22 protein-coding genes are annotated in these 23,947 nt (G+C 63.6%); 12 read left to right on the plus strand and 10 right to left on the minus strand.

Annotated features, from left to right (window positions below; all coding sequences use genetic code 11):
* Positions 1–3: 3 nt before the first annotated feature.
* Positions 4–1,386 carry an aspartate aminotransferase family protein gene (locus ACYG9R_RS08815; RefSeq protein ID WP_023823878.1) on the minus strand — a complete coding sequence of 461 codons (1,383 nt, stop codon included), beginning with the start codon at positions 1,384–1,386 and terminating at the stop codon, positions 4–6.
* 155 nt (positions 1,387–1,541) lie between these two features.
* On the opposite strand from ACYG9R_RS08815, the gene ACYG9R_RS08820 reads away from it, so the two are divergent.
* Positions 1,542–1,994, plus strand: a complete 453-nt coding sequence (locus ACYG9R_RS08820; protein ID WP_023683507.1) for a hypothetical protein — start codon at positions 1,542–1,544, stop codon at positions 1,992–1,994.
* A 1-nt stretch (position 1,995) separates the two neighbouring features.
* On the opposite strand, the gene ACYG9R_RS08825 is transcribed toward ACYG9R_RS08820, so the two are convergent.
* Together ACYG9R_RS08825 and ACYG9R_RS08830 are read right to left on the minus strand one after the other, a co-directional pair.
* Positions 1,996–2,970, minus strand: coding sequence for a WD40 repeat domain-containing protein (locus tag ACYG9R_RS08825; protein WP_023689246.1), 975 nt, complete (start codon positions 2,968–2,970; stop codon positions 1,996–1,998).
* A 248-nt stretch (positions 2,971–3,218) separates the two neighbouring features.
* Complete coding sequence (locus ACYG9R_RS08830) at positions 3,219–4,271, minus strand: CobW family GTP-binding protein (protein WP_023689243.1); 1,053 nt, start codon at positions 4,269–4,271, stop codon at positions 3,219–3,221.
* A 421-nt stretch (positions 4,272–4,692) separates the two neighbouring features.
* On the opposite strand from ACYG9R_RS08830, the gene ACYG9R_RS08835 reads away from it, so the two are divergent.
* Positions 4,693–5,163, plus strand: a complete 471-nt coding sequence (locus ACYG9R_RS08835; protein ID WP_023671361.1) for a MarR family winged helix-turn-helix transcriptional regulator — start codon at positions 4,693–4,695, stop codon at positions 5,161–5,163.
* A gap of 10 nt (positions 5,164–5,173) precedes the next feature.
* Here ACYG9R_RS08835 and ACYG9R_RS08840 read toward each other — a convergent pair whose 3' ends face one another.
* Positions 5,174–6,037, minus strand: coding sequence for an AraC family transcriptional regulator (locus ACYG9R_RS08840; protein WP_023736881.1), 864 nt, complete (start codon positions 6,035–6,037; stop codon positions 5,174–5,176).
* 46 nt (positions 6,038–6,083) lie between these two features.
* On the opposite strand from ACYG9R_RS08840, the gene ACYG9R_RS08845 reads away from it, so the two are divergent.
* Positions 6,084–6,491, plus strand: coding sequence for a DUF2000 family protein (locus ACYG9R_RS08845; RefSeq protein ID WP_023694715.1), 408 nt, complete (start codon positions 6,084–6,086; stop codon positions 6,489–6,491).
* On the opposite strand, the gene ACYG9R_RS08850 is transcribed toward ACYG9R_RS08845, so the two are convergent.
* Positions 6,488–7,276, minus strand: coding sequence for an alpha/beta fold hydrolase (locus tag ACYG9R_RS08850; protein ID WP_023689240.1), 789 nt, complete (start codon positions 7,274–7,276; stop codon positions 6,488–6,490). The genes ACYG9R_RS08845 and ACYG9R_RS08850 overlap by 4 nt on opposite strands.
* 128 nt (positions 7,277–7,404) lie before the next feature.
* On the opposite strand from ACYG9R_RS08850, the gene ACYG9R_RS08855 reads away from it, so the two are divergent.
* From ACYG9R_RS08855 to ACYG9R_RS08875, 5 genes are all read left to right on the plus strand, one after another.
* Positions 7,405–8,370 (plus strand): LysR family transcriptional regulator, encoded by a 966-nt coding sequence (locus ACYG9R_RS08855; protein ID WP_023823879.1) that lies wholly within the window; start codon positions 7,405–7,407, stop codon positions 8,368–8,370.
* A 157-nt stretch (positions 8,371–8,527) separates the two neighbouring features.
* Positions 8,528–9,412: a DMT family transporter gene (locus tag ACYG9R_RS08860; RefSeq protein WP_032886143.1), complete on the plus strand. Its 885-nt coding sequence runs from the start codon at positions 8,528–8,530 to the stop codon at positions 9,410–9,412.
* A 67-nt stretch (positions 9,413–9,479) separates the two neighbouring features.
* The gene (locus ACYG9R_RS08865; RefSeq protein ID WP_023752463.1) at positions 9,480–10,502 is read left to right on the plus strand and encodes a LacI family DNA-binding transcriptional regulator; all 1,023 of its coding nucleotides are present in this window, start codon (positions 9,480–9,482) and stop codon (positions 10,500–10,502) included.
* Positions 10,499–11,482: a 2-hydroxyacid dehydrogenase gene (locus ACYG9R_RS08870; protein WP_023671354.1), complete on the plus strand. Its 984-nt coding sequence runs from the start codon at positions 10,499–10,501 to the stop codon at positions 11,480–11,482. The genes ACYG9R_RS08865 and ACYG9R_RS08870 overlap by 4 nt, the downstream gene beginning before the upstream one ends.
* 82 nt (positions 11,483–11,564) lie before the next feature.
* Complete coding sequence (locus tag ACYG9R_RS08875; RefSeq protein ID WP_023683514.1) at positions 11,565–11,975, plus strand: hypothetical protein; 411 nt, start codon at positions 11,565–11,567, stop codon at positions 11,973–11,975.
* 10 nt (positions 11,976–11,985) lie between these two features.
* On the opposite strand, the gene ACYG9R_RS08880 is transcribed toward ACYG9R_RS08875, so the two are convergent.
* The gene (locus ACYG9R_RS08880) at positions 11,986–12,759 is read right to left on the minus strand and encodes a gamma-glutamyl-gamma-aminobutyrate hydrolase family protein (protein ID WP_023703661.1); all 774 of its coding nucleotides are present in this window, start codon (positions 12,757–12,759) and stop codon (positions 11,986–11,988) included.
* A gap of 294 nt (positions 12,760–13,053) precedes the next feature.
* Between ACYG9R_RS08880 and ACYG9R_RS08885 the strand changes: the two genes are divergently transcribed.
* Complete coding sequence (locus ACYG9R_RS08885; RefSeq protein ID WP_023671351.1) at positions 13,054–14,163, plus strand: TRAP transporter substrate-binding protein; 1,110 nt, start codon at positions 13,054–13,056, stop codon at positions 14,161–14,163.
* Positions 14,164–14,413: 250 nt separating this feature from the next.
* Here ACYG9R_RS08885 and ACYG9R_RS08890 read toward each other — a convergent pair whose 3' ends face one another.
* The 4 genes from ACYG9R_RS08890 to ACYG9R_RS08905 form a co-directional block, all read right to left on the minus strand.
* Positions 14,414–15,442, minus strand: coding sequence for a zinc-dependent alcohol dehydrogenase family protein (locus tag ACYG9R_RS08890; RefSeq protein ID WP_023694709.1), 1,029 nt, complete (start codon positions 15,440–15,442; stop codon positions 14,414–14,416).
* A 33-nt stretch (positions 15,443–15,475) separates the two neighbouring features.
* Positions 15,476–17,254, minus strand: a complete 1,779-nt coding sequence (locus ACYG9R_RS08895; protein ID WP_023815966.1) for a TRAP transporter large permease — start codon at positions 17,252–17,254, stop codon at positions 15,476–15,478.
* Positions 17,251–17,856, minus strand: a complete 606-nt coding sequence (locus tag ACYG9R_RS08900; RefSeq protein WP_023671348.1) for a TRAP transporter small permease subunit — start codon at positions 17,854–17,856, stop codon at positions 17,251–17,253. Before ACYG9R_RS08900 ends, ACYG9R_RS08895 begins: the two co-directional genes overlap by 4 nt.
* Before the next feature lie 197 nt (positions 17,857–18,053).
* The gene (locus ACYG9R_RS08905) at positions 18,054–18,959 is read right to left on the minus strand and encodes a branched-chain amino acid ABC transporter permease (RefSeq protein ID WP_023823880.1); all 906 of its coding nucleotides are present in this window, start codon (positions 18,957–18,959) and stop codon (positions 18,054–18,056) included.
* A gap of 89 nt (positions 18,960–19,048) precedes the next feature.
* Here ACYG9R_RS08905 and ACYG9R_RS08910 point away from each other — a divergent pair, with 89 nt between their 5' ends.
* The 3 genes from ACYG9R_RS08910 to ACYG9R_RS08920 all read left to right on the plus strand — a co-directional run bounded on the left by ACYG9R_RS08910 (position 19,049) and on the right by ACYG9R_RS08920 (position 23,873).
* Positions 19,049–19,657 carry a CGNR zinc finger domain-containing protein gene (locus tag ACYG9R_RS08910; protein ID WP_023823881.1) on the plus strand — a complete coding sequence of 203 codons (609 nt, stop codon included), beginning with the start codon at positions 19,049–19,051 and terminating at the stop codon, positions 19,655–19,657.
* Positions 19,650–20,180: a hypothetical protein gene (locus ACYG9R_RS08915; protein ID WP_023694704.1), complete on the plus strand. Its 531-nt coding sequence runs from the start codon at positions 19,650–19,652 to the stop codon at positions 20,178–20,180. The genes ACYG9R_RS08910 and ACYG9R_RS08915 overlap by 8 nt, the downstream gene beginning before the upstream one ends.
* Before the next feature lie 222 nt (positions 20,181–20,402).
* A complete protein-coding gene (locus ACYG9R_RS08920) occupies positions 20,403–23,873 on the plus strand; it encodes an indolepyruvate ferredoxin oxidoreductase family protein (RefSeq protein WP_023823882.1) in 3,471 nt (1,156 codons plus the stop codon).
* Positions 23,874–23,947: the final 74 nt, after the last annotated feature.

Consider the following 23,947-nt stretch of genomic DNA (forward strand, 5'->3'; position numbering starts at 1 on the left):
GTCTCATGCCGTCAGCCTTGCCGCAACCGTGGCGAAGGCGGTGATCAGCCGGTTGACCTGGGCGCCGGTGGTGGCCGGTGAGATCAGCATCATGTTGTGAAAGGGCGCGATCAGCACGCCCTGGTTGACCAGCGCGACATGGATAGCCGCCTCAAGCTCCGGCGCATGGGCAGTCTCGGCTTCGGCGCCGTTCCTGAGCGGGCCAGGGGCGCAGATGAACTCGACGCGGGCGCCGACGCGGGCGACATGCCAGGGCAGATTGTAGCGATCGATGACGCCGGTCAGCCCGGCATCGAGCCGCAGGGCGAGGCGATCCATCCGGGCATAATTCTCCTGCGTCATCACCTCTTCGAGCGTTGCGCGCATGGCTGCGAACTGCAGCGGGTTCGCCGACAGCGTCGTGCCCATGCCGGAATAGCCCGGCTCCTTGGTTCGGTTGTAGTCGGCATAGCGCGAGGCGACCTCGTCGCTCATGCCCCACACGCTTGCCGGCACGCCACCGGCGATCGGCTTGCCCAGCACGAAAAGGTCGGGCTGCAGCCCGAATTTTCTGGTGTAGCCCCCTGGGCCGGTCGAGATGGTGTGGGTCTCGTCGATCAGCAGCAGCGTTCCTGCCGCGCGCGTCAGTTTGCGCAACGCGTCGTGAAAACCCGGATCGGGCAGCACCATGCAGGAATTTGTCAGCACCGGCTCAGCAATGACGCAGGCGACATCCTTGTCCTTGAGCGCTGCTTGCAGCGCGGCGACATCGTTGAACTCGATGACCTTCGCCATCTTGGTCAGGTCGCGAAACTCACCCGCCAGCCCCGGCCGATTCACGGGCTTGCCGTCGACCATCCGGACCATCGTCTCGTCGACCGAGCCGTGATAGCAGCCGTTGAAGACCAGGATCTTTTCGCGGCCGGTGACGGCGCGGGCGACGCGCAGCGCGAAGCGGTTGGCGTCGGTGGCGGTGGTGGCGATCTGCCAGAACGGCAGACCGAAACGCTGTGTGATCAGCGGCCCGATGGCCAGCGCATCTTCCGAAGGCAGCATATAGGTCAGGCCGCGCCCGGCCTGGCGGCGGATGGCGCGCGCCACCGGCGGCGGCGAATGGCCGAACATCGAGCCGGTGTCACCGAGGCAGAAATCGTCCAGCCTGTTGCCGTCGATATCCGTGATGGCGGCGCCCTTGGCGCTTTCGACCAGGATCGGGAATGGCGTCGGCCAGTCGTTCATCCAGTGCATCGGCACACCGCCGAAGAAGCCTGGCAGGCCGTTACCGACCTTGGCCTGCGATTTCGGCCGCGCCTTGCGGAAGGTGTTCGCCTCGCTTGTCCGCAATGCAGCGATGCGGTCACGGCTGATACCGTCGATGGATGCTTTTGAACTGTTCGTGCTGTGCATGAAATCCCTCTCGGCCGGCACACTACCCAATTGGCGACGGCAACCGCAATTGGCCGTGTTGGTGCCCTGCATTGGGTCAGCAGCAAGTTCGGCAGACTTGACCTTCCGGCGCAGTCGGGCGCCAATGCGATCGGGTCTGTGGTTTGGGGAGAAAAATGCGGACGATCATCTGCGCTATTGCGCTACTCTTGTCGGCCGCTGCGGCTTCCGCATCGGGCGGCGTCTGGTGTTCCGTCGATGACAAAGCGGTGCAATTCGAGGTCGGCGCCGGGGTCACCAGAGGTATGGGCGGCCCGACCTTCAATTTTCGCGGCGATCTCGAGATACTTGGCCGGCCGGAAGGCGACAGTCTGCGCAAGACCGTCTTCGAGGATTCCGACCTCACCCAGTACTGGCTGGACGACAAGGAGTTGCGGCTGAACGTCTACCACGAGCATCAGCTCGGAGATAAATTCAACTCTGTCGAACTGACGATCCTGACCAAGACCAGTGACGAGGGCGTCTATGACGGCCGGTACACGCTTGCCGTCTACGACAACGCCGCCGACACGGAACAGGACGGCAAGCCGAAAGAATTGACCGGCAAGGTGTCGTGCGGAGCCGAATAGGTCACGCCGAGATATCGATGACGCCGCAGTCGCCGGCGGCACTGCCGAAGGCGACCCGGCGCTCTTCCTTATCCCACATCATCGCGGTGATGGCGCCCTTGCCCGGGCGGCGCAACAGCACCTCTTTGGCATCGGTAAAGCGCACCGCCATGACCATGCCGTCATCATAGCCGACGGCGACGACATCCTGGCTCGGATGGCAGGCAACCGATGTCACCATGGCGTTGCCGCGCGTGCCGAGCTCCAGCGGCGCCTTGCCCATCGGGCCGTCCTTGCCCGAAAACGGCCAGACGATCGCCGCCGGCGCGCCGGAACTCGCCAGCCATTTGCCCTTCACGCTCCACGACAGGCTTTTGACCTTGCCGGGATAGCCGGTCATGCGCATGTGCTTGCCGTCGGCGAGCTTCCAGCCATGCAGCGCGTTTTCCTGCATGGTGGTGACGAGGAAGGCGCCATCCGGCGAGAAGGTGACGCCGGTATGGGCACCGGCCCATTCCAGCTCCACCGGCTTGCCCTCGGCGGCCGGGAAATGCAGCGTCGCGCCATTGTAGCGGGCGACGCCGAAGCGTATGCCCTTGGGGGAGAAGGCCAGCCCCTCGACCGAACGCGGATGGGCAAACTCTTTGGTCTTGCCGTCGGCAAAGCGCACGAACGCAGTCTTGCCTGTGGCATAGGCGATAGCGCCTTGCGGCCCGGCGGCGACGCTGGTGATCCACTTCTTGCCGGCGCTCGCCAATTCGCCGACGGTGCCACCTGCGGTGACAGCAAAAATCTTGCCGTCCTCGCCGCCGGTGATCAGGCGGTCGTTGGCGGCGTCATGGAACGTGGAGAGCAGGCCGTCATTGGCCTGAATTGCCTTGTGGCCGTTGTCGAGCCTATGAACTGTCCCATCGGCCAGCGCAAAATGCGGCACGTTGTCGAGGAAGACGGCGGCAAGGCAGTGACCTTCCAGGTCGAGGGGAGCAACTGTGGGCATCAGGACCATTCCAATGAAGCTGTCACCACTCCCGGGAAGCCATTGAGGCGGCCAGGCCTGGCGTCAACCTTCCCCTTTGTGGGAGAAGGTGGATCGGCGCGCAGCGCCGAGACGGATGAGGGGTGTTGGACGGATCGCCGTCGGTGCCGAGCTGGAGCACCCCTCATCCGACCTCGCTTCGCGAGGCCACCTACTCCCACAAGGGGAGAAGGAAGAGCGGGCAGCGCTAGCGCCATAGAGTCCGGAAATCAAGCCGCCTGGCAGGCGTCAAAGCTCTTCTTCAGCCGTTCGGCGTCAAGCTCGCGGCCGATGAACACCAGCCGGCTCTCATGCTTTTCGCCGTCTTTCCAGGCGCGCTGGTGGTCGCCTTCGATGATCATGTGCACGCCTTGGATGACATAGCGCTCGTCGTCGCCCTTGAGCGCGATGATGCCTTTCAGCCGCAGGATGTTGGGACCTTCCATCTGAGTGATCTTCTCGATCCACGGGAAGAATTTCTTCGGGTCCATCTCGCCGCCGCGCAGCGACACCGACTGCACGGTCACGTCATGGATGTCGGAGGGATGCGCGTGATCGTGATGATGATGGTCGTGATCATGGTCGTGGTGATCGTGGTCGTGATCATGGTGGTCGTGATCATGATCGTGCGCCTCGAGAAAATGCGGATCGTTTTCCAATGCGCGCGACAGGTCGAAGGCGCCGCGGTCGAGCACTTCCGACAGCGCCACGCCGGCGCGCGTCGTGCGGTGGATCCTGGCCGCCGGGTTGATGGCGCGGATGGTGGCTTCGACCTTGGCCAGCTCTTCGGGCGTCACCAGATCGGTCTTGTTCAGCACGACAACATCGGCGAAGGCGATCTGGTCCTCGGCTTCCTTGGAATCCTTCAACCTGAGCGGCAGGTGCTTGGCGTCGACCAGGGCCACGACAGCGTCGAGTTTGGTCTTGGAGCGCACGTCGTCGTCCATGAAGAAGGTCTGCGCCACCGGCACAGGATCGGCGAGGCCGGTGGTCTCGACGACGATGGCGTCGAAGCGGCCGGGACGGCGCATCAAGCCTTCGACGACGCGGATCAGGTCGCCGCGCACCGTGCAGCAGACGCAGCCATTGTTCATTTCGTAGATTTCCTCGTCGGATTCCACGATCAAATCATTGTCGATGCCGATCTCGCCGAATTCATTGACGATGACGGCATAACGCTTGCCATGGTTTTCCGACAGGATGCGGTTGAGCAGCGTCGTCTTGCCGGCGCCGAGATAGCCGGTGAGAACGGTCACGGGGATTTGCGTCTGTGCTTCGCTCATATCTTGCCTCGAAATGGCTGGGCCACGGAATTGCGGGCCGCAAGAAGGGATTGTTGGCCTGATATAGGATGTGTGCCGGCCTTTTGCACGAGGCAAACCGCCTGGGTGTTTGACCCAGGATTGACGAAGCGGATGGGTAGACCCGAGAGGCCGAGTGCGAGGGATGCCGACCATCAACGTGTTGCCGGAAACGCCTCTTCGTTGACCTGTGCTAAGCCGCGCCGCGTCAAACCGTTACAATCGCCTTGGCGGAAACTCGTTTGTCATCTAACTGAAATAAACATCTGGCATCACCATTTCGAGCACCACAAATGCTTGCCGGCAAAGCTGTTTCAAAAGCCGGAATCTTTTTGATCGTCGATTGCCAAACGGCCGGCTGCGTCTATGCTGCACGCACCGGTACGGCCGAAGAGGGATCACCATGGCCAAGGCGGACAAGACTGCAACGATGAGCCGGCTGCATTCGGCGGCAAGGCTGGCAAGGACCGCGCTGGCGGCGCGGCTTCTGGCGCACGGCTTCTATGCCGGCCAGGACCAGATCATGCTGACGCTCGACCGCGAGGACGGCCAGACGCCCGGCAATCTCGCCGGCCGCCTCGGCGTTCGCCCGCCGACCATCACCAAGACCATCAACCGGCTGCAGGCCCAGGGCTTTTTGGAAAAGCGCGCCTCTTCCGCGGATGCACGCCAGGCGCATATCTTTCTCACCGACACCGGCCGCGAGATCATCCACGCCATCGAGAAGTCGGTGAAGAAGACCGAGAAGCAGGCGTTGAAGGGCCTCGACAAGAAAGAACAGAAGACGCTGTTCAAGCTGCTCGCCCGCATCGAGGCCAATTTGTCGAACGAGGAGCTGGTGCTTGTCGACGACGATGGCGACATCGACGATTGATCTTCCTGACCTAGGCGGCTACCGAAGGCCCGCGCACCAGGGTCGACCAGCGGCCGGGCGTCAGGCCGAATGCTTTCTTGAAATGCCTGTTGAAATGGCTCTGGTCGCTGAAGCCGGCGCCAACGGCAATCTCGGCCAGCGGCTCGCCCACCTCGATCATCCGTCTTGCCTTTTGCAGCCGGCGCATCAGCAGGAACCGATGCGGGCTGGTGGAATAGGTCGCGCGAAAATGGCGTGACAGCGCATAGCGGTCGAGCCCGGTGACGGCTTCCAGCTCATCGGAACGAACGGACCGCTCGGCATTCTCCTCGAGATAGCCGCGCGCCAGCGCTGCCGCACGCGAGGCCGACTTCCCCATCGGCTTTGCTTTCTGTCCCGCATGACGCCCCAGATGCTGCGCCAGCTCCGCAACGAAATCGGCGACGAACAGCTCGTCCAGTTCCTCATCGAGCGGCGACAGGGCCGAAAGCAGCGTGCCACGCAAGGCAGGATCGCTGACCACAGCATCCCTGACGAAAGGCAGCGGCGCGCCGTCGAGGCAGTCGAGCAGCAGTGAGGGTTCCAGATAGAGGATCCGGTAGCGCAGACCATCCTCGGTCCCGGCGCCGCCATCGTGCACTTCGTCGGGATGCAGCACGATAACCTGGCCGGGCAGGCTGTGGTTGACAGTGCCCCTGTAGTGGAAGCGCTGCACACCGGAAAGCGTCACGCCGACGGCAAGCGTATCATGACGGTGTAGGTCGAAGGCGTTGCCATGGAAATGCGCCTCGATGCGCTCGATGCCGGTGCTGCCTGGCGCCGAGACGATCCGGTCTTCATCCGCGCACGAACGTCCAAGACCCTGTGTCGCCTCACCGTCTAGATCGTGCGTCATCACCTATCCCTGCCCTTCATGGGCGTGCTCCGGAGTCCTCATTTTGGTGTTCGATACGAAATTTGCAATCGTGCTGCGGGACGATCTCGCCGTCTGGCAAAAGCTCAACGTCACGGCCTTCCTGACCAGCGGCGTCGTCGCGCAATTCCCCGACATTATCGGCGAACCCTACCGCGACCGCGCCGGCAACCTTTACAATCCTCTGTCGATCCAGCCGGTCATCGTGCTTTCGGCCGATGGGCCGACGCTCAACTCCATCCACCGGAAGGCGCTGGAGCGGGGCGTGACGGCGTCAGCCTATGTCGAGGAGATGTTTGCCACCGGCTTCGATGCGGCCAACCGCGCCGTCTTCGCCGAGTTCGGCCCTGAGGACGCCAAGATCGTCGGCATCGCGCTGCGTGCCGACAAGAAACTCGTCGACAAGATCACCAAGGGCGCCCGCATGCACGCCTAATTCAGCAGGAAGCGTGTAACGGCGCTCATGAATTCAGTCGGCCGCTCGACGTTCAGCATATGGACGCCCGGAAGCAGTGTAAGCGTGGCGCCGGGGATGCTGGCTGCGATCGCCTCGCTGTGGCTTGCCAGCGTTACCTTGTCGTCTTCTCCACCGATCACCAGAGTGGGGGCGGTAATGAGGGAGACAGTCCGGCGCAGATCGCAATCGCGTACGGCGGCGAAGCATCCCGCGAGACCTTGGGGCGGCGTCGCCAGGACCATCGCGCGGAACGCGTCGACGGTTTCGTTTGGGCCGGCAAGCATCGAGGCGGGAAACCAGTTGTGCATGAACATGTCCGCGGCGGCCGACATGTTGCTCGCAGCAAGGACAGTACGGATCTGCTCGTCAAAGTAAGAAGCCGGCCCGAGATGTGGCGAGGTGTTGGAAAGGATGAGACGCTCGATGCGGTCCGGGGCATGGATACCCAGCCACTGCCCTACGAAGCCGCCCAGCGACAGCCCGCAGAAATGCACGCGGGCGATCTGAAGCGCATCCAGCAACTCAAGGACGTCGCGGCCCAGCCGATCGAGCGAATAGGCTCCGGCCGGAGCATCGGAACTGCCGTGGCCGCGCAGATCATAGCGCAGCACCCGGAAAGATCCGGCAAATTCCGCAAGCTGCCGGTCCCACATATGCAGGTTCGTCGCAATGGAATTCGAGAGCACAAGCACAGGGCCGGCCCCCGCCAGCTGATAGGCGATCCGGCAGCCGTCGCCCGTCGTAAAATAAAGCGTGTCAGTCATCTGGTCCTCATCTCACCCTGGCGAAAGGAGTTCGATGCTCCCGCCGCCCTTTGAATGAGCCACCCTAGGCCTCGTAATTATCCAGGAAAATTACTATGATTGGACAATCTCAGTAGGTTTTGGCGATAATGAATGGTCTGAAACTCCACGACCTACGGTGCTTTGACGCCGTGGCAAGCGAGGGCAGCTTCCAGGCGGCCGCCCTTGCCTTGAACCGATCGCATCCATCCGTCTTCGCCGCTGTCGCACGCCTCGAGCAGTTGCTCGGGCTCACACTTCTCGACCGCAGCGGATATCGGGTGGGGCTGACGGAGGCGGGCCGCGAGTTTCACGCGCGAGCGCAGCTGACATTGCGCGAGCTCGACCATCTGCGAACCTATGCGGGCCAGTTGGCGAGTGGCGAGGAGACGGTCCTGCGTGTCGTCATGGGTGATCTCTGCCCGCGACCGCAAATCCTGCGTATGCTCAGCGGCTTCTTTGCCGAACGCACCGGGACACGCCTGCACCTGGAGTACGAGGCGGTCGGCGGTCCGCTCGAACGGTTGACGGAAGGCTCGGCTGACCTCATCTTCCATCGCGCGGATCCTTCCGATCCGCATCTCGAGCGGATCGATCTCTGCGCGGTGCCCCTCGTGCCGGTGGTGGCGCCTGGGTTCCTTCCGTTCGCGCCTGGCCGCGAGATTGCGCCGGAGCAGATGCGGCCCTTCACCCAGTGCGTGATCCGCGACACGGCGCGGCGGCCAGCGCCGGAGAGCTATTTCCTCATCGACGGTGCGCATCAGTGCTCGGCGCCGGATCATCTGATGAAGAAGGAACTGATCCTTCACGGACTGGCCTGGGGCCATCTGCCGGCATGGCTGATCGAGGACGAACTGCGGGATAGGAGGCTGATCTCGATCGCTGGTGCACATCTGCCCGGCCGGACGGAGATCCTGGCGGCGGTGCGCCGGCGCGACCGACCGCATGGACCCGTCGCCGAGGCGTTGTGGCTTCATCTCCAGGCGCAAGTGGCATCCGACGGCAAAGCACCGGATGTCAGAACGTCGCAGCGGAACGCAAAGCGCCTTAGCTGGCATCGGATCGGCCTGCGCTGAACCTGTCTCAGACGCCTGTTGTGCCAGTCGCTTTTGGCTTGCCGGGCGCAGGCGATTGCCGCAAAGGTTAAGCGTTGATCCTCCCTGCCCGGCCTGACATTTGAACGTTCCCGCAAAATCAGACGAAAGCGCAACGCCGCCCGCGGCGATGCTGTTCATGCTTTCGACCTATGTCTTTTTCACCTTTCTCGACACCTCGAGCAAATATCTGGTGCTGGCCGGCGTCTCGGCGCTGATCGTCGCCTGGGCCCGCTTCACCGTCCATGTCCTGCTTGTCGGCGTCTTCCTGCGCGGCTGGCGCGAGCCGTCGCGCTTCCGCGCCAACAATTTGCCGGCCCACATCCTGCGCGGCGGTCTGCTGTTCGGCTCGACCATGTGCAACGTCATGGCGCTCAAAACGCTTCAACTGGCCGAGACCACCTCGATCTACTTCTTCGGGCCGATGGTGATCACCGCCCTTGCCGGACCGCTGCTTGGTGAATGGGCCGGCTGGCGGCGCTGGCTGGCAATCCTGTCGGGCTTTGTCGGCGTGCTCGTCATTACAAGGCCGGGCATCGGCGTGTTCGGCATCGGCCATCTTTTCGCGCTCGGCTCGATGCTGTCGAACAGTTTTTACGTCATCATGACGCGGCGGATGTCAGCCAGCGAAACCTCGGAAAGCCTGATCCTGTTTTCGGCGCTGGCGCCGGCCGTGCTGCTTCTGCCGATGCTGCCGTTCTCGCATGGGCTGCCGCAGGATGGCTGGCACTGGTTCATACTGGTGATGCTGGGCGTGTTCGGCGCCGGCGGCCACTGGCTGCTGGTGCAGGCCTACCGCCTGGCGACCACCACGGCGCTGGCGCCGTACCCCTATTCGCAGATGGTCTGGATGATCCTGTCCGGCTGGATCATCTTCCACCAGTTCCCCGACCGCTGGACGCTGGTGGGTGCTGCCATCATCGTCGCCAGCGGCCTTTACATCATCCATCGCGAGCACCGTTTGCGGCTGCGCAATCGCACGACCGTCGATGCCGAGGCGGAGGCGCTGGCGAAAAAACTTTGATTTGCTCCGAATCCGATGGCATAACGCCGCATTTAAAAAATTTTAAAAAAACTCGGGGAGCGAAGGGCTGGCACAAAAGATCAAGCTTTCGACGATCGCGGATGCGCTTGGCGTGTCCACGGCCACGGTCTCCCTCGCCTTGCGCGACAGCCCGCTGGTCGCCGGCGCCACGCGTGACCGCATCAAGGAACATGCGCGGGCCATCGGGTATATCTACAACCGCCGCGCCGCCTCACTGCGCACCTCGCGCTCGGGCATTGTCGGTGTCGTCGTGCACGACATCATGAACCCGTTCTTCGCCGAGATCCTGCGCTCGATCGAAAGCGAACTCGATCGCAGCCGGCAGACCTTCATCCTGTCCAACCATTATGACCAGTTGGAAAAGCAACGCACCTTCATCGATACGCTGCTGCAGCTTGGCGCCGACGGCGTCATCATGTCGCCGGCCATCGGCACGCCGGCTTCCGACATCGTCATGGCCGAGGAAAACGGCCTGCCGGCGGTGCTGATCGCACGCAGCGTGGAAGGCGCCGACGTGCCGGTGTTTCGTGGTGACGATGCCTATGGCACGGCACTTGCCACCAATCATCTGATCTCGCTCGGGCACAAGCGCATCGCCATGATCGGCGGCACCGACCAGACCTCGACAGGGCGCGACCGCTACCAGGGCTATCTCAACGCCATGGAGGCCGCCGGGCTTGAGGTCAGGCCGTCCTGGCGCATCGCCGGGCCGCGCACCAAGCAGGGCGGATTCGAGGCGGCTGGACAGTTTTTGGCACTTAAAGACAAGCCAACCGCCGCTTGCTGCTGGAATGATCTGGTCGCCATCGGCCTGATGAACGGCATTGCCCGCGCCGGCCTGGTGCCGGGCGCCGACATCTCGGTCACCGGCTATGACGATCTCGAGGAGGCGGCAATCGCGACACCGGCGCTCACCACAGTCTGGAATGGCCAGCGAGAGGTCGGCCGCCGTGCCGCCAGCGCGCTGCTCGACAAGCTGAACGGACAGGCGGTACGGCCGTCACAGGAACTGATCAAGCCGGAACTGCATGTGCGCCAGTCGACCGGCAAGCCGGTGGAGCGTGAATGACCAAGACTGATGCGTTGCAGACCGTCGCCGTTCTGGTGCCGGGACATTTCAACGACCATGCGGTCGAGCGCATCGACCGCACCTTCAAGCGGGTCAAGATAGAGCGAGCCGATCCCGCCCTGGTCACCGAGGAGATGCGCCATGACGTGCGCGCCATTGCGTCCTTTGCCGGCGTCAATGCGGCATTGATGGATGCATTGCCCAACCTCGAACTCATCGCCTCCTTCGGCGTCGGCTATGATTCGGTCGATGCCGGCCATGCGGCCAAGAAAAACATCATGGTCACCAACACCCCCGATGTTTTGACCGAGGAGGTCGCCGACACCACGATCGGCCTTTTGCTCAACACCGTGCGTGAACTTTACAACGCCGAGAAATGGCTGCGCGACGGCAGTTGGGTGAAGAAGGGCAACTATCCCCTGAGCCGGCTGACCTTGCGCGGTCGGCATGTCGGCATTTTCGGCATGGGCCGCATCGGCCTTGCCATTGCGCGCCGGCTGGAAGCGTTCGGGCTGCCGGTGGCCTACCACAACAGGCGCAAGGTCGAAGGTCTGGCTTATGAATACCACCCGACGCTGAAGGGCCTTGCCGAAGCGGTCGATACGCTGATTTCCGTAGTGCCGGGCGGCGCTTCCACGGAGAAGGCGGTCAATGCCGAAATCCTGGCGGCGCTTGGCGCCAACGGCGTTTTCGTCAACATCGGCCGTGGCAGCACGGTCGACGAGGCAGACCTCGCCGCAGCGCTTGCCAACGGCACCATCGCCGCGGCCGGGCTCGATGTTTTCGCCGATGAACCGAATGTGCCCAAGGCTTTGCTGGAGGCGCCCAACACCTCGCTTTTGCCCCATGTCGGTTCGGCCTCGCACCACACGCGCCGCGCCATGGCGGATCTGTGCGTCGACAATCTGGTATCCTGGTTCAGCGAGCGCCGGCCACTGACCCCGGTGCCGGAGACGGCGCAAGTCAAGCCACGAAGCTGAGCGGCTGTCTGCCACACTCGTTAACGTCGGCTTAACGCTTTGGAATCATTCTGCATCTGCGCCGGGGGGCGCGGAGTGCAAGATGACGAAACTTCCGGCATTGATTGCGGCAGCGGCACTTTTCGCCGGCTTTCAGCTGTTTCACGGCGGCAGCAGTGAAAGTTCGGCCAATGAAGCAAGGCCGGCAACCACCTTCAGGCTGGTCGCCAATGGCGACGAAGGCGACTGCGCGGTTAGCCGCGGCGCCGCGATTGACGATGGCCTGTCGCTGTTGACCGTGGCGCCGAACTGCCGCGGGCTGCTGCCGGGGATCGAGCGGGCAAAATTCTGGCGAGAGGGCGAGGACGGCACGATCGCGTTCAGCGCCGACGGCACCGACCCGATCGTCACCTTCTCGGTTGCGGATGGCGACGGCTACGAATCCTACGCTCCGGCCACGCCGCTGCTTTCGCTGGCGACAACCGGCGAACGGGATCAATCCGCCGGCAATTGATCGTCGGGATTTATTCCGCCGCCGCCCGCGCGCCGGCCTTCGCCGCCGCATGCAGGCGCACCGCATCGCCGAAGGCGCGGAAGATCTTGGCCGAGTTGCCGTCCGACTTGACCCAGTATTCGGGGTGCCATTGCACGCCGACGGCGAAGGCGCGGGCGTCCTTCACCGAAACTGCCTCCACCGTGCCGTCGCCGGCAACCGCCTCGACCTGCAGCTTCGAGCCGAGCCGGTCGATGCCTTGGCGGTGCAGCGAGTTGACCTTGATGTCGCCGGCGCCAAACACGCCGGCCAGGCAGCTGCCCGGCTTGATCGAAATGGTCTGGTGAATGGCGAAGCGTTCGTCCTGGTTGTCGCTCACCGGCGCGCGATGGTCGAGCGAGCCTTCGCGCTCCTGGATCTCGGTGCCAAGCGTGCCGCCCAGCGCAACGTTCAACTCCTGGATGCCGCGGCAGATGGCAAGCAGCGGCACGCCGCGCTCGATCGCCTTGCGGATTAGCGGCAGCGTGGTGGAATCGCGCGCCGGGTCGTAGGGGCCGTTGGCTTCGCTGGCGTCGCCGCCATAGAGCGATGGATGCACGTTGGACTTCGAGCCAGTGACCATGACACCGTCGACCGAAGACAACAGCTCGTCGAAGTCGAGCCGGTCACCGAATGACGGCACCAAAAGCGGGAACACGCCGGCGCCGGAAAGTGCTGCCTCGATATATTGCTGCGGGACGGCATGCCAGGTGTAGTTGTCGAACTGACGGACGTCGGTTGATATGGCGACGAGCGGCTGGTGCATTTTGGGTCCGGATTCCATTTGGCGCGAAGCGAATAGCTATTGTGCCTGCAAAATAGGCGATCCGAAGGCGCTTTTCCATGGCAAGTTTCGCCATCTCGCATGGGCCACGCGGCGAACGTTAGACTATAGTTGCAGGCTGGCCGGCCGGCCCGCGGATTTGTCGCCAGCGCCGCCGTCAAATCCCGCCACCATGCTGGACTCGACCTTTTGCCCGTGTATTGTTTCGGGCAAATCGATACCGGACGTGAGGAGATGTCCCTGATATCGGTTGTTGGTCCAATAGGGAGGAACTGCATGGATCGTCGTTCATTCATCCGCAAGGCCGGGGTCACCGGCGTGGGCGCAGCGGCGGCTGCCGCTACGCTAGCCGCACCGGCAATCGCCCAGTCCAATCCGAAAGTGACGTGGCGGTTGGCGTCATCCTTTCCCAAGTCACTCGATACGATCTATGGCGGCGCCGAAGTCTTCTCCAAGATGCTGTCTGAGGCGACGGACGGCAATTTCCAGGTCCAGGTCTTCGCCTCCGGCGAACTCGTGCCCGGCCTGCAGGCCGCCGACGCCACCACTGCCGGCACCGTCGAGGCCTGCCACACGGTGTCATACTATTATTGGGGCAAGGACCCGACATGGGCGCTCGGTGCGGCGGTGCCGTTCTCGCTCAACGCGCGCGGCATGAACGCCTGGCACTATCATGGCGGCGGCATCGACCTGTTCAACGAGTTTCTTGCCACGCAGGGTCTTTTCGGCCTGCCCGGCGGCAACACCGGCGTGCAGATGGGCGGCTGGTTCCGCAAGGAGATCAACACCGTCGCCGACCTGTCCGGCCTCAAGATGCGCATCGGCGGCTTTGCCGGCAAAGTGGTGCAGAAGCTCGGCGTCGTGCCGCAGCAGATCGCCGGTGGCGACATCTATCCGGCGCTGGAAAAAGGCACGATCGACGCCGCCGAATGGGTCGGCCCCTATGACGACGAGAAGCTCGGCTTCTACAAGGTCGCGCCCTACTACTATTATCCCGGCTGGTGGGAAGGCGGCCCGACCGTCCATCTCTTGTTCAACAAGGCCAAGTACGAGGAGCTGTCGCCCGCCTACAAGTCGCTTGTGCACACCGCCGCGCAGGCGGCGGACGCCAACATGCTGCAGAAATACGATTTTCTCAATCCTGCGGCGGTGAAGCGGCTGGTGGCCGGCGGCGCGAAATTGCGCCCGTTCAGCCAGGACATCATGGCCGCCTGTTTCGAGAAGGCCAATGAGGTCTACACCGAAATGGAAGCCACCAACGCACCGTTCAAGAAGATCTGGGACTCGATCAAGGGCTTCCGCAAGGAGCACTATCTGTGGGCGCAGGTGGCCGAGTACAATTACGACACCTTCATGATGGTCCAGCAGCGCAACGGCAAACTGTAGGCTGGGATCTGTCCCTTCTCCCCGTCACTATACGGGGAGAAGGTCCCGGCAGGTGGATGAGGGGCGGCGCAAACTTCGGCGATCGATCGCCTTGGGCTTGGTAGCCGCCCCGAAATTATAGCTTATTTTTCCGAGCGTTGACGCTACCCCTCACCTGCCTGCCGGCATCCTGTCCCCGTATAGTGACGGGAGAGGGGCGCGGTCATCGCCGTTTCGCCAATCGCCAACGCCGCAGGATTGAGGCTGCCCTTCATTCCATGCCCGGCACCACCAACACCTTGACCTCGCCGGGCGCTGCCGGATTGGCGATCACCGAGGCGGCTTCCTCCAGGCCGACCTGCCTTGAGATGAGCTTGTCGATCTCGATTGCGCCGGACGCGACAAGGTCCGCCGCCCGCCTGTGGGTGAAGGGGTTGATGAACGAGCCGAGAACCTTCAGTTCGCGAAACAGGATGTCGAACGGTTCGAAGGGCACTTTCACGCCTTGCGGCATCACGCCGACGATCACCACCGAGCCGCCGGACTTCGCCAGCCGCATCGATTGTTCGACGGTATCGGGGACACCGGCGCATTCGAGCACCACGTCGGCCCCGCCGGGCACAAGACCGGCTGGGCCGGCGATCGCCTCGATCGGGTCGACCGCGTTTGGGTCGACCGTCGCCGTTGCACCGAGTTCTTCAGCGAGCGCCCGGCGGGAGGCCTGCCGCGTCGACAGGATGATGGTCGCCGCTCCTGCGAGCCTCGCCAATTGCACGGTAAGCAGGCCGATGACGCCGCCACCAAGCACCACCACGGCAGCGCCGGGTCTGATTCCGGCGAGGTCGACAGCGTGCAGGCAGCAGGCCAGCGGCTCGCAGAAGGCGCCATGCGTTGGCTTGAGGTTCGCAGGCAGAAGAAAGGCCTGGCTCTGCGGCATCACGACGTAGTCGGCGAAGCCGCCGTCGCGATGGATGCCGATGGCCCTGAGATTGCTGCACAAATTGACCCGGCCAGCCCGACAATGACTGCAGCGTCCGCAGAAGATGTTGGGATCGCCGGTAACACGGTCACCGATGGCGATGCCGGAAACCGCATCACCGACAGCCTCCACGATGCCGCAGAATTCGTGACCAAGCGTCACCGGCGGGCTCGAAGGGAATTCGCCGTGGAGGAGGTGACGGTCGGTGCCGCAAACGCCGCAGGCTTCGACGCGCACCAGAACGTCCTGCGGTCCCGCAACAGGCTTGTCGACCTCCCGTAGCGCAATGCTGCCCACGGCTTCCAGGCGCACGGCTCTCATGACATCCTCACTCAGGTTCTCAGTGTTCACACATCAGTTGAAGTTCGGCGGCTGCGACAGGTCGGTCGCCGGCGCCGCCGGCTTGGCGGGCGGCGTCTCGCCGAAATTCGGCGGCTGCGAGAGATCGTTCGACGGTGGCGCCGCGGGTGATGGGCCACCGTTGGCTGGTGGTGGTGTGCCGAGAGGCGCAAGGCCTGGCATATCAGGCAAGTTGATCTCGATCGTTCCCGGATCGACGGCCGCACCCTTGTAGCGCATGACCATTTGCGGGAAGGCGATGGTCAGCCCGATCATGATCACCTGGATGCAGACGAAGGGCACGGCGCCCCAATAGATCTGGCCGGTGGTCACCGGCGCGATCTGCTTGCCGGTGAGGCGATCGAGATAGGGCACGCGCGCGGCGACCGAGCGCAGGTAGAACAGCGCAAAGCCGAAAGGCGGGTGCATGAAGGAGGTCTGCATGTTGACGCCGAGCAGCACGCCGAACCAGATCAGGTCGATGCCGAGCTTATCGGCTGCCGGCGCCAAAAGCGGCACGATGATGAAGGCGAGCTCGAAGAAATCGAGGAAGAAGGCGAGCACGAAGACCAGGATGTTGACGCCGATCAGGAAGCCGACTTCGCCGCCCGGCAGCGACGTCAACAAATGCTCGACCCAGACGTGGCCGTTGACGCCGTAGAAGGTCAGCGAGAACACCCGCGCGCCGATCAGGATGAACAGCACGAAGGAGGAAAGCCTGGTCGTCGAAGCCAGCGCCTGCTTGATGACCTCCAGCGACAACCGCCCCTTCATTGCCGCCATCGCCAGGGCGCCAACCGCGCCCATGGCGCCGCCCTCCGTCGGGGTTGCGATGCCGAGGAAGATGGTGCCCAGCACCAGGAAGATCAGTGCCAGAGGCGGGATCAAAACGATGATCACCTGCTGCGCCAGCCTGGACATCATGTTGATGTTCAGGCCCTTGTCGGCGATCGCCACGATATAGATCAGGATCACGCCGATGCTGGCGCCAAGGATATCGGCATTGTCGCCATGCGCCGGCGCAAGGTAGCGATAGGCCGCATAGGAAGCCGCGACTGCCACCAGCAGTGCCGCGAGCAGCGACAGCACGCCGTGGCCAAGCGTGCGGGCCGCCAGCGGCAACGCCGGCATCGAGTTCGGCCGGACGACCGACATGATCAGGATGTAGAGCGTGTAAAGGCCGGTCAGCACCAGGCCGGGGATCAGCGCGCCGGCATACATGTCGCCGACCGAACGGCCGAGCTGGTCGGCCAGAACGATCAGCACCAGCGACGGCGGGATGATCTGGGCGAGTGTGCCGGATGCCGCGATGACGCCCGACGCCAGTCGTCGGTCATAGCCGTAGCGCAGCATGATCGGCAGCGAGATCAGGCCCATGGCGATGACCGAAGCCGCGACCACGCCCGTGGTCGCGGCAAGCAGCGCGCCGACGAAAATCACCGCATAGGCAAGGCCGCCGCGAACCGGGCCGAACAGCTGGCCGATCGTGTCGAGCAGGTCCTCGGCCATGCCCGATCGTTCCAGCACGATGCCCATGAAGGTGAAGAACGGGATTGCCAAGAGCGTGTCGTTCGACATCACCCGGCTGCCGTAGAAATTGTCGGGCAGCGCATGCAGCAGCGGCCACGCCAGGTTGATCGAGCCGCCCGAATAGGGCGACAGCACGACACCGATGAAGAAGAACATCAGGCCGTTGGCGGCGAGCGAGAAAGCGACGGGGTAGCCGATCAGCAGGAAGATGATCAGCGAAGCGAACATGATCGGCGCCATGTTCTGGGCGATGAACTCGATCATGGGCGCGCCTCCTGGGCGAGCGCCTTGGCTTCTTCGGCAAGGGCTTTCGCCTCGAGCTCGGCCTGTTCGTGCACCGAGATGAACGGATTGGGATCGTCCATGTCGCCGCGCATGATGGCGATCTTCTTGATGATCTCGGAGATGCCCTGCAGCGCCAGCAGAAAGAAGCCGACGAGCAGGATCGCCTTGGCCGGCCAGATGATCAGGCCGCCGGAATTGTTCGACATTTCGCCGCTGCGGAACGACAGCGACACGTAGGGTATAAAATAGATCACCATCAGCGTCACGAACGGCATCAGGAAGAAGACATGGCCGAGCAGGTCGATCCAGTGCTGCACGCGGCGCGACCACATGCCGTAGACGATGTCGATGCGGATATGGTCGTTCTGTTTCAGCGTGTAGGCGGCGGCCAGCATGAAGGCGGCGCCGAACAGGTACCACTGCAGTTCCAGCCAGGCATTCGACGAGACGTCGAAGACCTTGCGGATGATGGCATTGGCGGCGCTGACCAGGATTGCCAGCAGGATCAGCCACGATATCCACCGGCCGATGAACTCGTTCATACGGTCGATCGTTCTGGATAGAGCGAGCAGCCCTGCCATGCATTTCCTCCCTGAGGTCGAAGGCGCGCCGGCTCCCCTATTTTCCGTCGCGCCGCTGTGGCCCAACGGTATGCCGTGCGTGGTTCGGCGGGTCAACATGGCATGGGCGCGATCAACGCCGTCGTGACGGGAGGCAGGGGATAAGTGCCGACCGGCTGCTGCGTCATGCAACCAAAGTCTGACAGCGGATGCGGCGATCAGGCGATCTTCTGCTGGTCGCGGCCGGGACCGATCAGCACAAGTGCCGCGACCAGGAACAGATACATCCAGCCATCGCGCCATTCGATCGGGAAATAGCCGGCCCATAGCGACTCCGCCATGCCGAAGGCGGCCGCACCGAGCGCGGCCCGAGGCGGAGAGATATAGCCGCCCACCGCCGTCACGAACAGGATTTTCAGCCCGTAGACGAGGCCGGAGCCGAAGCTGACATTGCCGTAGTAAAGGGCGGCCATGATTCCGGCCAGCGCGGCGCAGAAACCGCCGAACAGCACCGCATGCCGGAACACTGCGCGCACGTCCACGCCGCACATGGCAGCCGCTTTGGGATCGTCGGAGACGGCGCGCCAGCGGCGGCCGAAGCCCGAGCGGGCAAACGCCCATGCAGCGAGCATGATTGCCGCCAGAACCACCGCGCAATCGATGAGCTGGATCAGCGTCAGCGTCGCCTGGAAGCCGGCATCCTGAGCAAAAACGATGGGCTGCGCCAGCATCGGCGGCAGCCACCAATCATGCGTGTCGGCGGCGATACGGCTTGCTTCCGACAGCACCAGCAGGATGCCGAGCGTCGTCACCACAATGGCATTGGGCGTGCGGTCGGCCAGCGGTTCGAAGACGCTGCGCGACAGCACGTGGCCGATCAGCGCGGCATAAAGGAAAGCCGTGACGACGCCGAGCACCACTGCCGCCAGCAAGGTCAGCCACAATACCTGATAGCCGAAGGCCACGGTCAGGATCATCGTCTGGCCGCAAAAGGCGAACAGCGCGCCATAGGCGAGATTGGTCCGGTGCAGGATGCCATTGGTCAGCACGTAGCCGAAGGCAAGCAGCGCATAGAGCGCGCCGGAATGCAGCCCGTTCAGCACCTGCTGGAAGAAATAGAGCATAGACAGCTTTCCGGGCGCCGGAGCCCGCGCCAAGGTTTGCATCGTAAAATCTAACTTGTCAAACGCGATTTATCGGTTAGATTTCTGATATGACAGTATCTTGGAGCCCACATCGCTTCACCGGCGGCATTCTTGCGCTCGATACGGCCAACACCGTGGTGTTGCGCAACGATCCGGAAAAGACTTTCGACCGTTTTGCCGATCCGGCCGAGATCGCGCGCTTCGCCAACGCCGCAACCGGCTTTCGCGGTGCCGAGCTTGGCGGCAGACCGCTAGAGGCGACCTCGCCGGACAGCATCGCGCCGGTGGTGCTGGCGATCCGCGAGACGACCGACCGCCTGTTTCGCGGCGCGGTGTCGAAAGGTGCGCTTGCCGCCGGCGACCTCGCCGCTTTTCTCAAGGCCTGCGCCAACGGCCTCGATCGGAGCCCTGCCGAAATCGGCGCACCGGGTAGACCGTTCGGCGATCCATCGACGCCGATCGCGTTCGAGGCGGCGCTGGCGGTTTCGGCCTTGTCGCTGCTGCGCGACGACACGGTCGCCAGGCTCAGGATCTGTCCCAATTGCCGCTGGCTGTTTCTCGACAGGAGCCGCAATTCCAGCCGCCTTTGGTGCGATATGGCTGTGTGCGGCAACCGCCAGAAAGCAAGCCGTCACTATCGCCGCCGCACGGCGGCACATGAGGTCAACAATGCTTAGGGTTGTTTTTCGTTCAATCCTTGTCGGTGCTGCGCTCATTGCAGCCGTTGCGCTTGGCGCCTGCCGCGACACCGGCGGCGACGGCAAGCTGTTCGAGGTTTCCGGCAAGGTCGTCGTCTTCAACTACCGTCTCGCCCGGGCGACCTATGTCGTGACGCTGCGGCCCCTGCAGCCGATGGGCGAAGGCCAGGTGGCGGTCGCCAGTTTCCAGAATCCGGCCGGCGGCCCTCCCCTGGTAGTCGAGCAGAAGGTCTGGCCGAAGCTCGACAAGGTCAGCCTGGAGAGCCCGGCGCTCACCTGCATCGTCAAGGACAAACCCTATGCGATCTCCATCAGCATCAGGGGTCCTGACGGCACGTTCCTGCAGAAGATCGACACGACGCTGATGTCGAGCGAGGACCAGTCGATCCTTCCCGACCGGCCGCTGGTGGTCGACCAGCTCTATACGGCCAATCCCGATCTTGCCGGCCATCCCGACGGCAAGCTGCCGGGTGAGCCGAAGCCGGATTGCTCGAAAGGCTGACGCGTCTTTGCCGGGCGCGACTGCGTGGAAATTTTCGGTCGCCGGACAACCGCCGCGGACCGATTTCGTGCCGGATACGCGACGGCAGCGGATCGTTCGTTGCGCTTTGCCTGGCACTTTCGATTTCGTTTGACCTGCCTTGCAAGCGGAGAAAGACTGCGCCATCTCACTCCTACGTTGGCTGCGCGCCCCCCGGTGCTGCCTCCGCCGAGGAAATGCCTGATGACGCTGCACGACGTCGCGCTCGACGACAAGTTCGATCTCGGTAAGGAGCGCATCTTCCTGTCCGGCGCACAGGCGGTCATCCGCATGCTTTTGATGCAGCGCGAGCGCGACCGCCGGGCCGGCCTCAACACGGCCGGCTTCGTGTCCGGTTATCGCGGCTCGCCGCTCGGCGGCCTCGATATGCAGCTGTGGCGGGCGAAAAAGCAGCTGGCGCAGGCCGACATCGTTTTCCAGCCCGGCCTCAACGAGGAGCTTGCCGCCACCGCCTGCTGGGGCTCTCAGCAGACGGAATTGCTGGGCGAAGGCAAGCATGACGGGGTATTTTCGGTCTGGTACGGCAAGGGTCCGGGCGTCGACCGCTCCGGCGACGTTTTCCGCCACGCCAACCTCGCGGGATCGTCGAAGTATGGCGGCGTGCTTGCGCTGATGGGCGACGACCATATGGCCGAATCATCGACCAATGCGCACGCCACCGAATTCCTGTTCGTCGACACCATGGTGCCGATCCTCAACCCGGCCGGCGTTCAGGAGATCATCGACTACGGCCTCTACGGCTTTGCCATGTCGCGCTTCGCCGGCACCTGGGCGGCTATCAAATGCGTCAAGGACAACATCGAATCCACGGCCTCCGTCGATGCCGCGCTCGAGCGCCTGAACATCGTCGTGCCGGAGTTCGATATGCCGCCCGGCGGCCTCAACATCCGCGATGAGATCGACATGCTCGGCCAGGAGGAGCGGCTGCATGAATACAAGCGCGCCGCTGCATCCGCCTTCATCCATGCCAACGGCCTGAACCGCATCGTCTATTCGGGCGGCCGCGCGCCGAAGCTCGGTATCATCACGCTCGGCAAGAGCTATCTCGATGTCCGCCAGGCGCTGGAAGACATCGGCATCGACGAGGCCGCCGCCGGCCGCATCGGCATCCGCCTGTTCAAGGTCGGTTGCCCATGGCCGCTCGACCTGCAGCATATCGCCGAATTCGCCCGCGGCCTCGACACCATCGTCGTCGTCGAGGAGAAGCGCTCGCTGATCGAGGTGCAACTGCGCGAAAACCTCTACGGCACCGCCACCCAGCCGATGATCGTCGGCAAGAAGGACGAGCGCGGCGACTGGCTGTTCCCGGCCAAGGGCGCGCTCGACCCCAACGAGATCGCCATTGCGCTGGGCGAGCGCATCCTGCGCACAATCGGCCCTTCGGAAGAGATCACTGCCAAGGTGGCAAAGCTGCGCCAGTTCCAGGCGATGCTTGCCGACACCAGCGATATCGGTTCGCGCACGCCGTTCTTCTGCTCCGGCTGCCCGCACAATTCCTCGACCAAGGTGCCGGTCGGCTCGATCGCCGCCGCCGGTATCGGCTGCCATTTCATGGCGCTGTGGATGGACCGCAACACGGTCGGCTTCACCGCCATGGGCGGCGAGGGCGCACAATGGGTCGGCCAGGCGCCATTCTCCAAGCGCGGCCACATTTTCCAGAATCTCGGCGACGGGACCTACAATCACTCCGGCACGCTGGCGATCCGCTTCGCGCTGTCGACCGATGCCAACATCACCTACAAGATCCTCTACAACGACGCCGTCGCCATGACCGGCGGCCAGCCGCATGAGGGCGGCCTGACTGTCGACATGATCGCCAGGCAGGTGCGCGCCGAAGGCGTCGAGCGCATCGCCATCGTCACCGACGAGCCGGACAAATATGCGGGGAAGGCCGAATTCCCCTTCGGCGCCACCATCCACCACCGCGACGACCTCGACCTCGTCCAGCGCGAGCTGCGCGACGTCAAGGGCGTCTCGGTGCTGCTCTACGACCAGACCTGCGCCGCCGAAAAGCGCCGCCGCCGCAAGCGCGGCACCTTCCCGGATCCCGACAAGCGGGTCTTCATCAACGAACTGGTCTGCGAGGGCTGCGGCGATTGCGGGGTGCAATCGAACTGCGTCTCGATCCAGCCGGTCGAAACCGAGTTCGGCCGCAAGCGCAGAATAGACCAGTCGAGCTGCAACAAGGACTTCTCCTGCGTCAACGGCTTCTGCCCGTCCTTCGTCACCGTGCACGGCGCCAAGATCAGGAAGGCCGAAGGCATTGCCGGGCGCTCAGACCCGCTTGACGGCGTGCCGGTGCCAGCCGAATTCCCGCTCAGTAGCGAGGGTTGGGCGGCGATCATCGACGGCGTCGGCGGCACCGGCGTCGTCACCATAGGTGCTGTGCTCGGTATGGCCGCCCATCTCGAGGACAAGGGCTGCGGCATGATCGACATGGCCGGCCTCGCCCAGAAGGGCGGTTCGGTGTTCACCCATGTCCGCATCGCCCGCACGCCGGACGACATCCACGCGATCCGCGTTTCGGCCGGCAAGGCCGACCTGGTACTCGGCTGCGACCTTGTCGTGTCCGGCGCCAAGAAGGTGCTTGGCGCGGTGCGCGAAGGCCATACCATCTTCCTTGCCAACACCGCCGAGATCATGCCTGGCGAGTTCGCCCGCTCGGCCGATTTCTCGCTGCCCATCGAGCGCCTGAAGAAGGCGATCCGCGCTGCCGCTGGCGACGACAAGACGCATTTCTTCGACGCGACGGGCACCGCCACCCAATTGTTCGGCAATTCGCTCGGCGCCAACATGTTCATGCTCGGCTTCGCTTTCCAGCATGGCGGGCTGCCGCTGTCCGCGCAAGCCGTTGAAAGAGCGATTGAATTGAATGGCGAGGCGGTGGCGATGAACATCGCCGCCTTCCGCTGGGGCCGGCGCGCCGCGCATCAGCCGGAGTTTGTGCGCGGCCTCATCGCGCAACCGAGCAAGGCCACTGAGATCGCCGAGACGCTGGACGATATCATCGCCCGCCGCGTCGCTTTCCTCTCTGCCTATCAGAATGCCGCCTATGGCAGGCGCTATGTCGAGCGGCTGGCGGTCCTGCGTGCCGCCGAGGCAAAGGCCGTGCCCGGCTCGACCGCGGTGACCGAGGCAGCCGCCAAAAATCTGTTCAAGCTGATGGCGATCAAGGACGAATACGAGGTGGCGCGGCTCTACACTGACGGCTCCTTCGCTATGGAGCTGTCAAAACAGTTCCAGAGCTACGAAAAGCTCGAATTTCATCTGGCGCCGCCGATCATGGGCAGGCGCGGCAATGACGGCAAGCCGAGGAAATCGAGCTTCGGCCCGTGGATGATGAAGGGTTTTCGCCTGCTGGCGGCGCTGAAAGGCCTGCGCGGCACGGCCTTCGACGTGTTCGGCTACAGCACTGAGCGGCGCATCGAGCGGCAGCTTCTGGCCCGCTATGAGGCCGATCTGGAGCTTGTCGCCAAAGCACTTGCGCCAGGCAGGATCGAGGCCGCCATCGCCCTTGTCTCGGTGCCGGCGCTCATTCGCGGCTACGGCCATGTCAGGCAAGCCAGCGCCGAAAAGGCGGCGGATGAACGAAATCGCCTTCTTGAACGATTCAAGTTGCCGGTGCAGCCAAGCGCATTACAAGCCGCTGAGTAGCCAAAAGGGCCGGAAAAACAGGCCCTTCAGCGCGAGCTAAAGGTTTTTTAATGGGACTATGCCAAGGCTGTGGT

The organism is Mesorhizobium sp. RSR565B, from assembly GCF_054719465.1.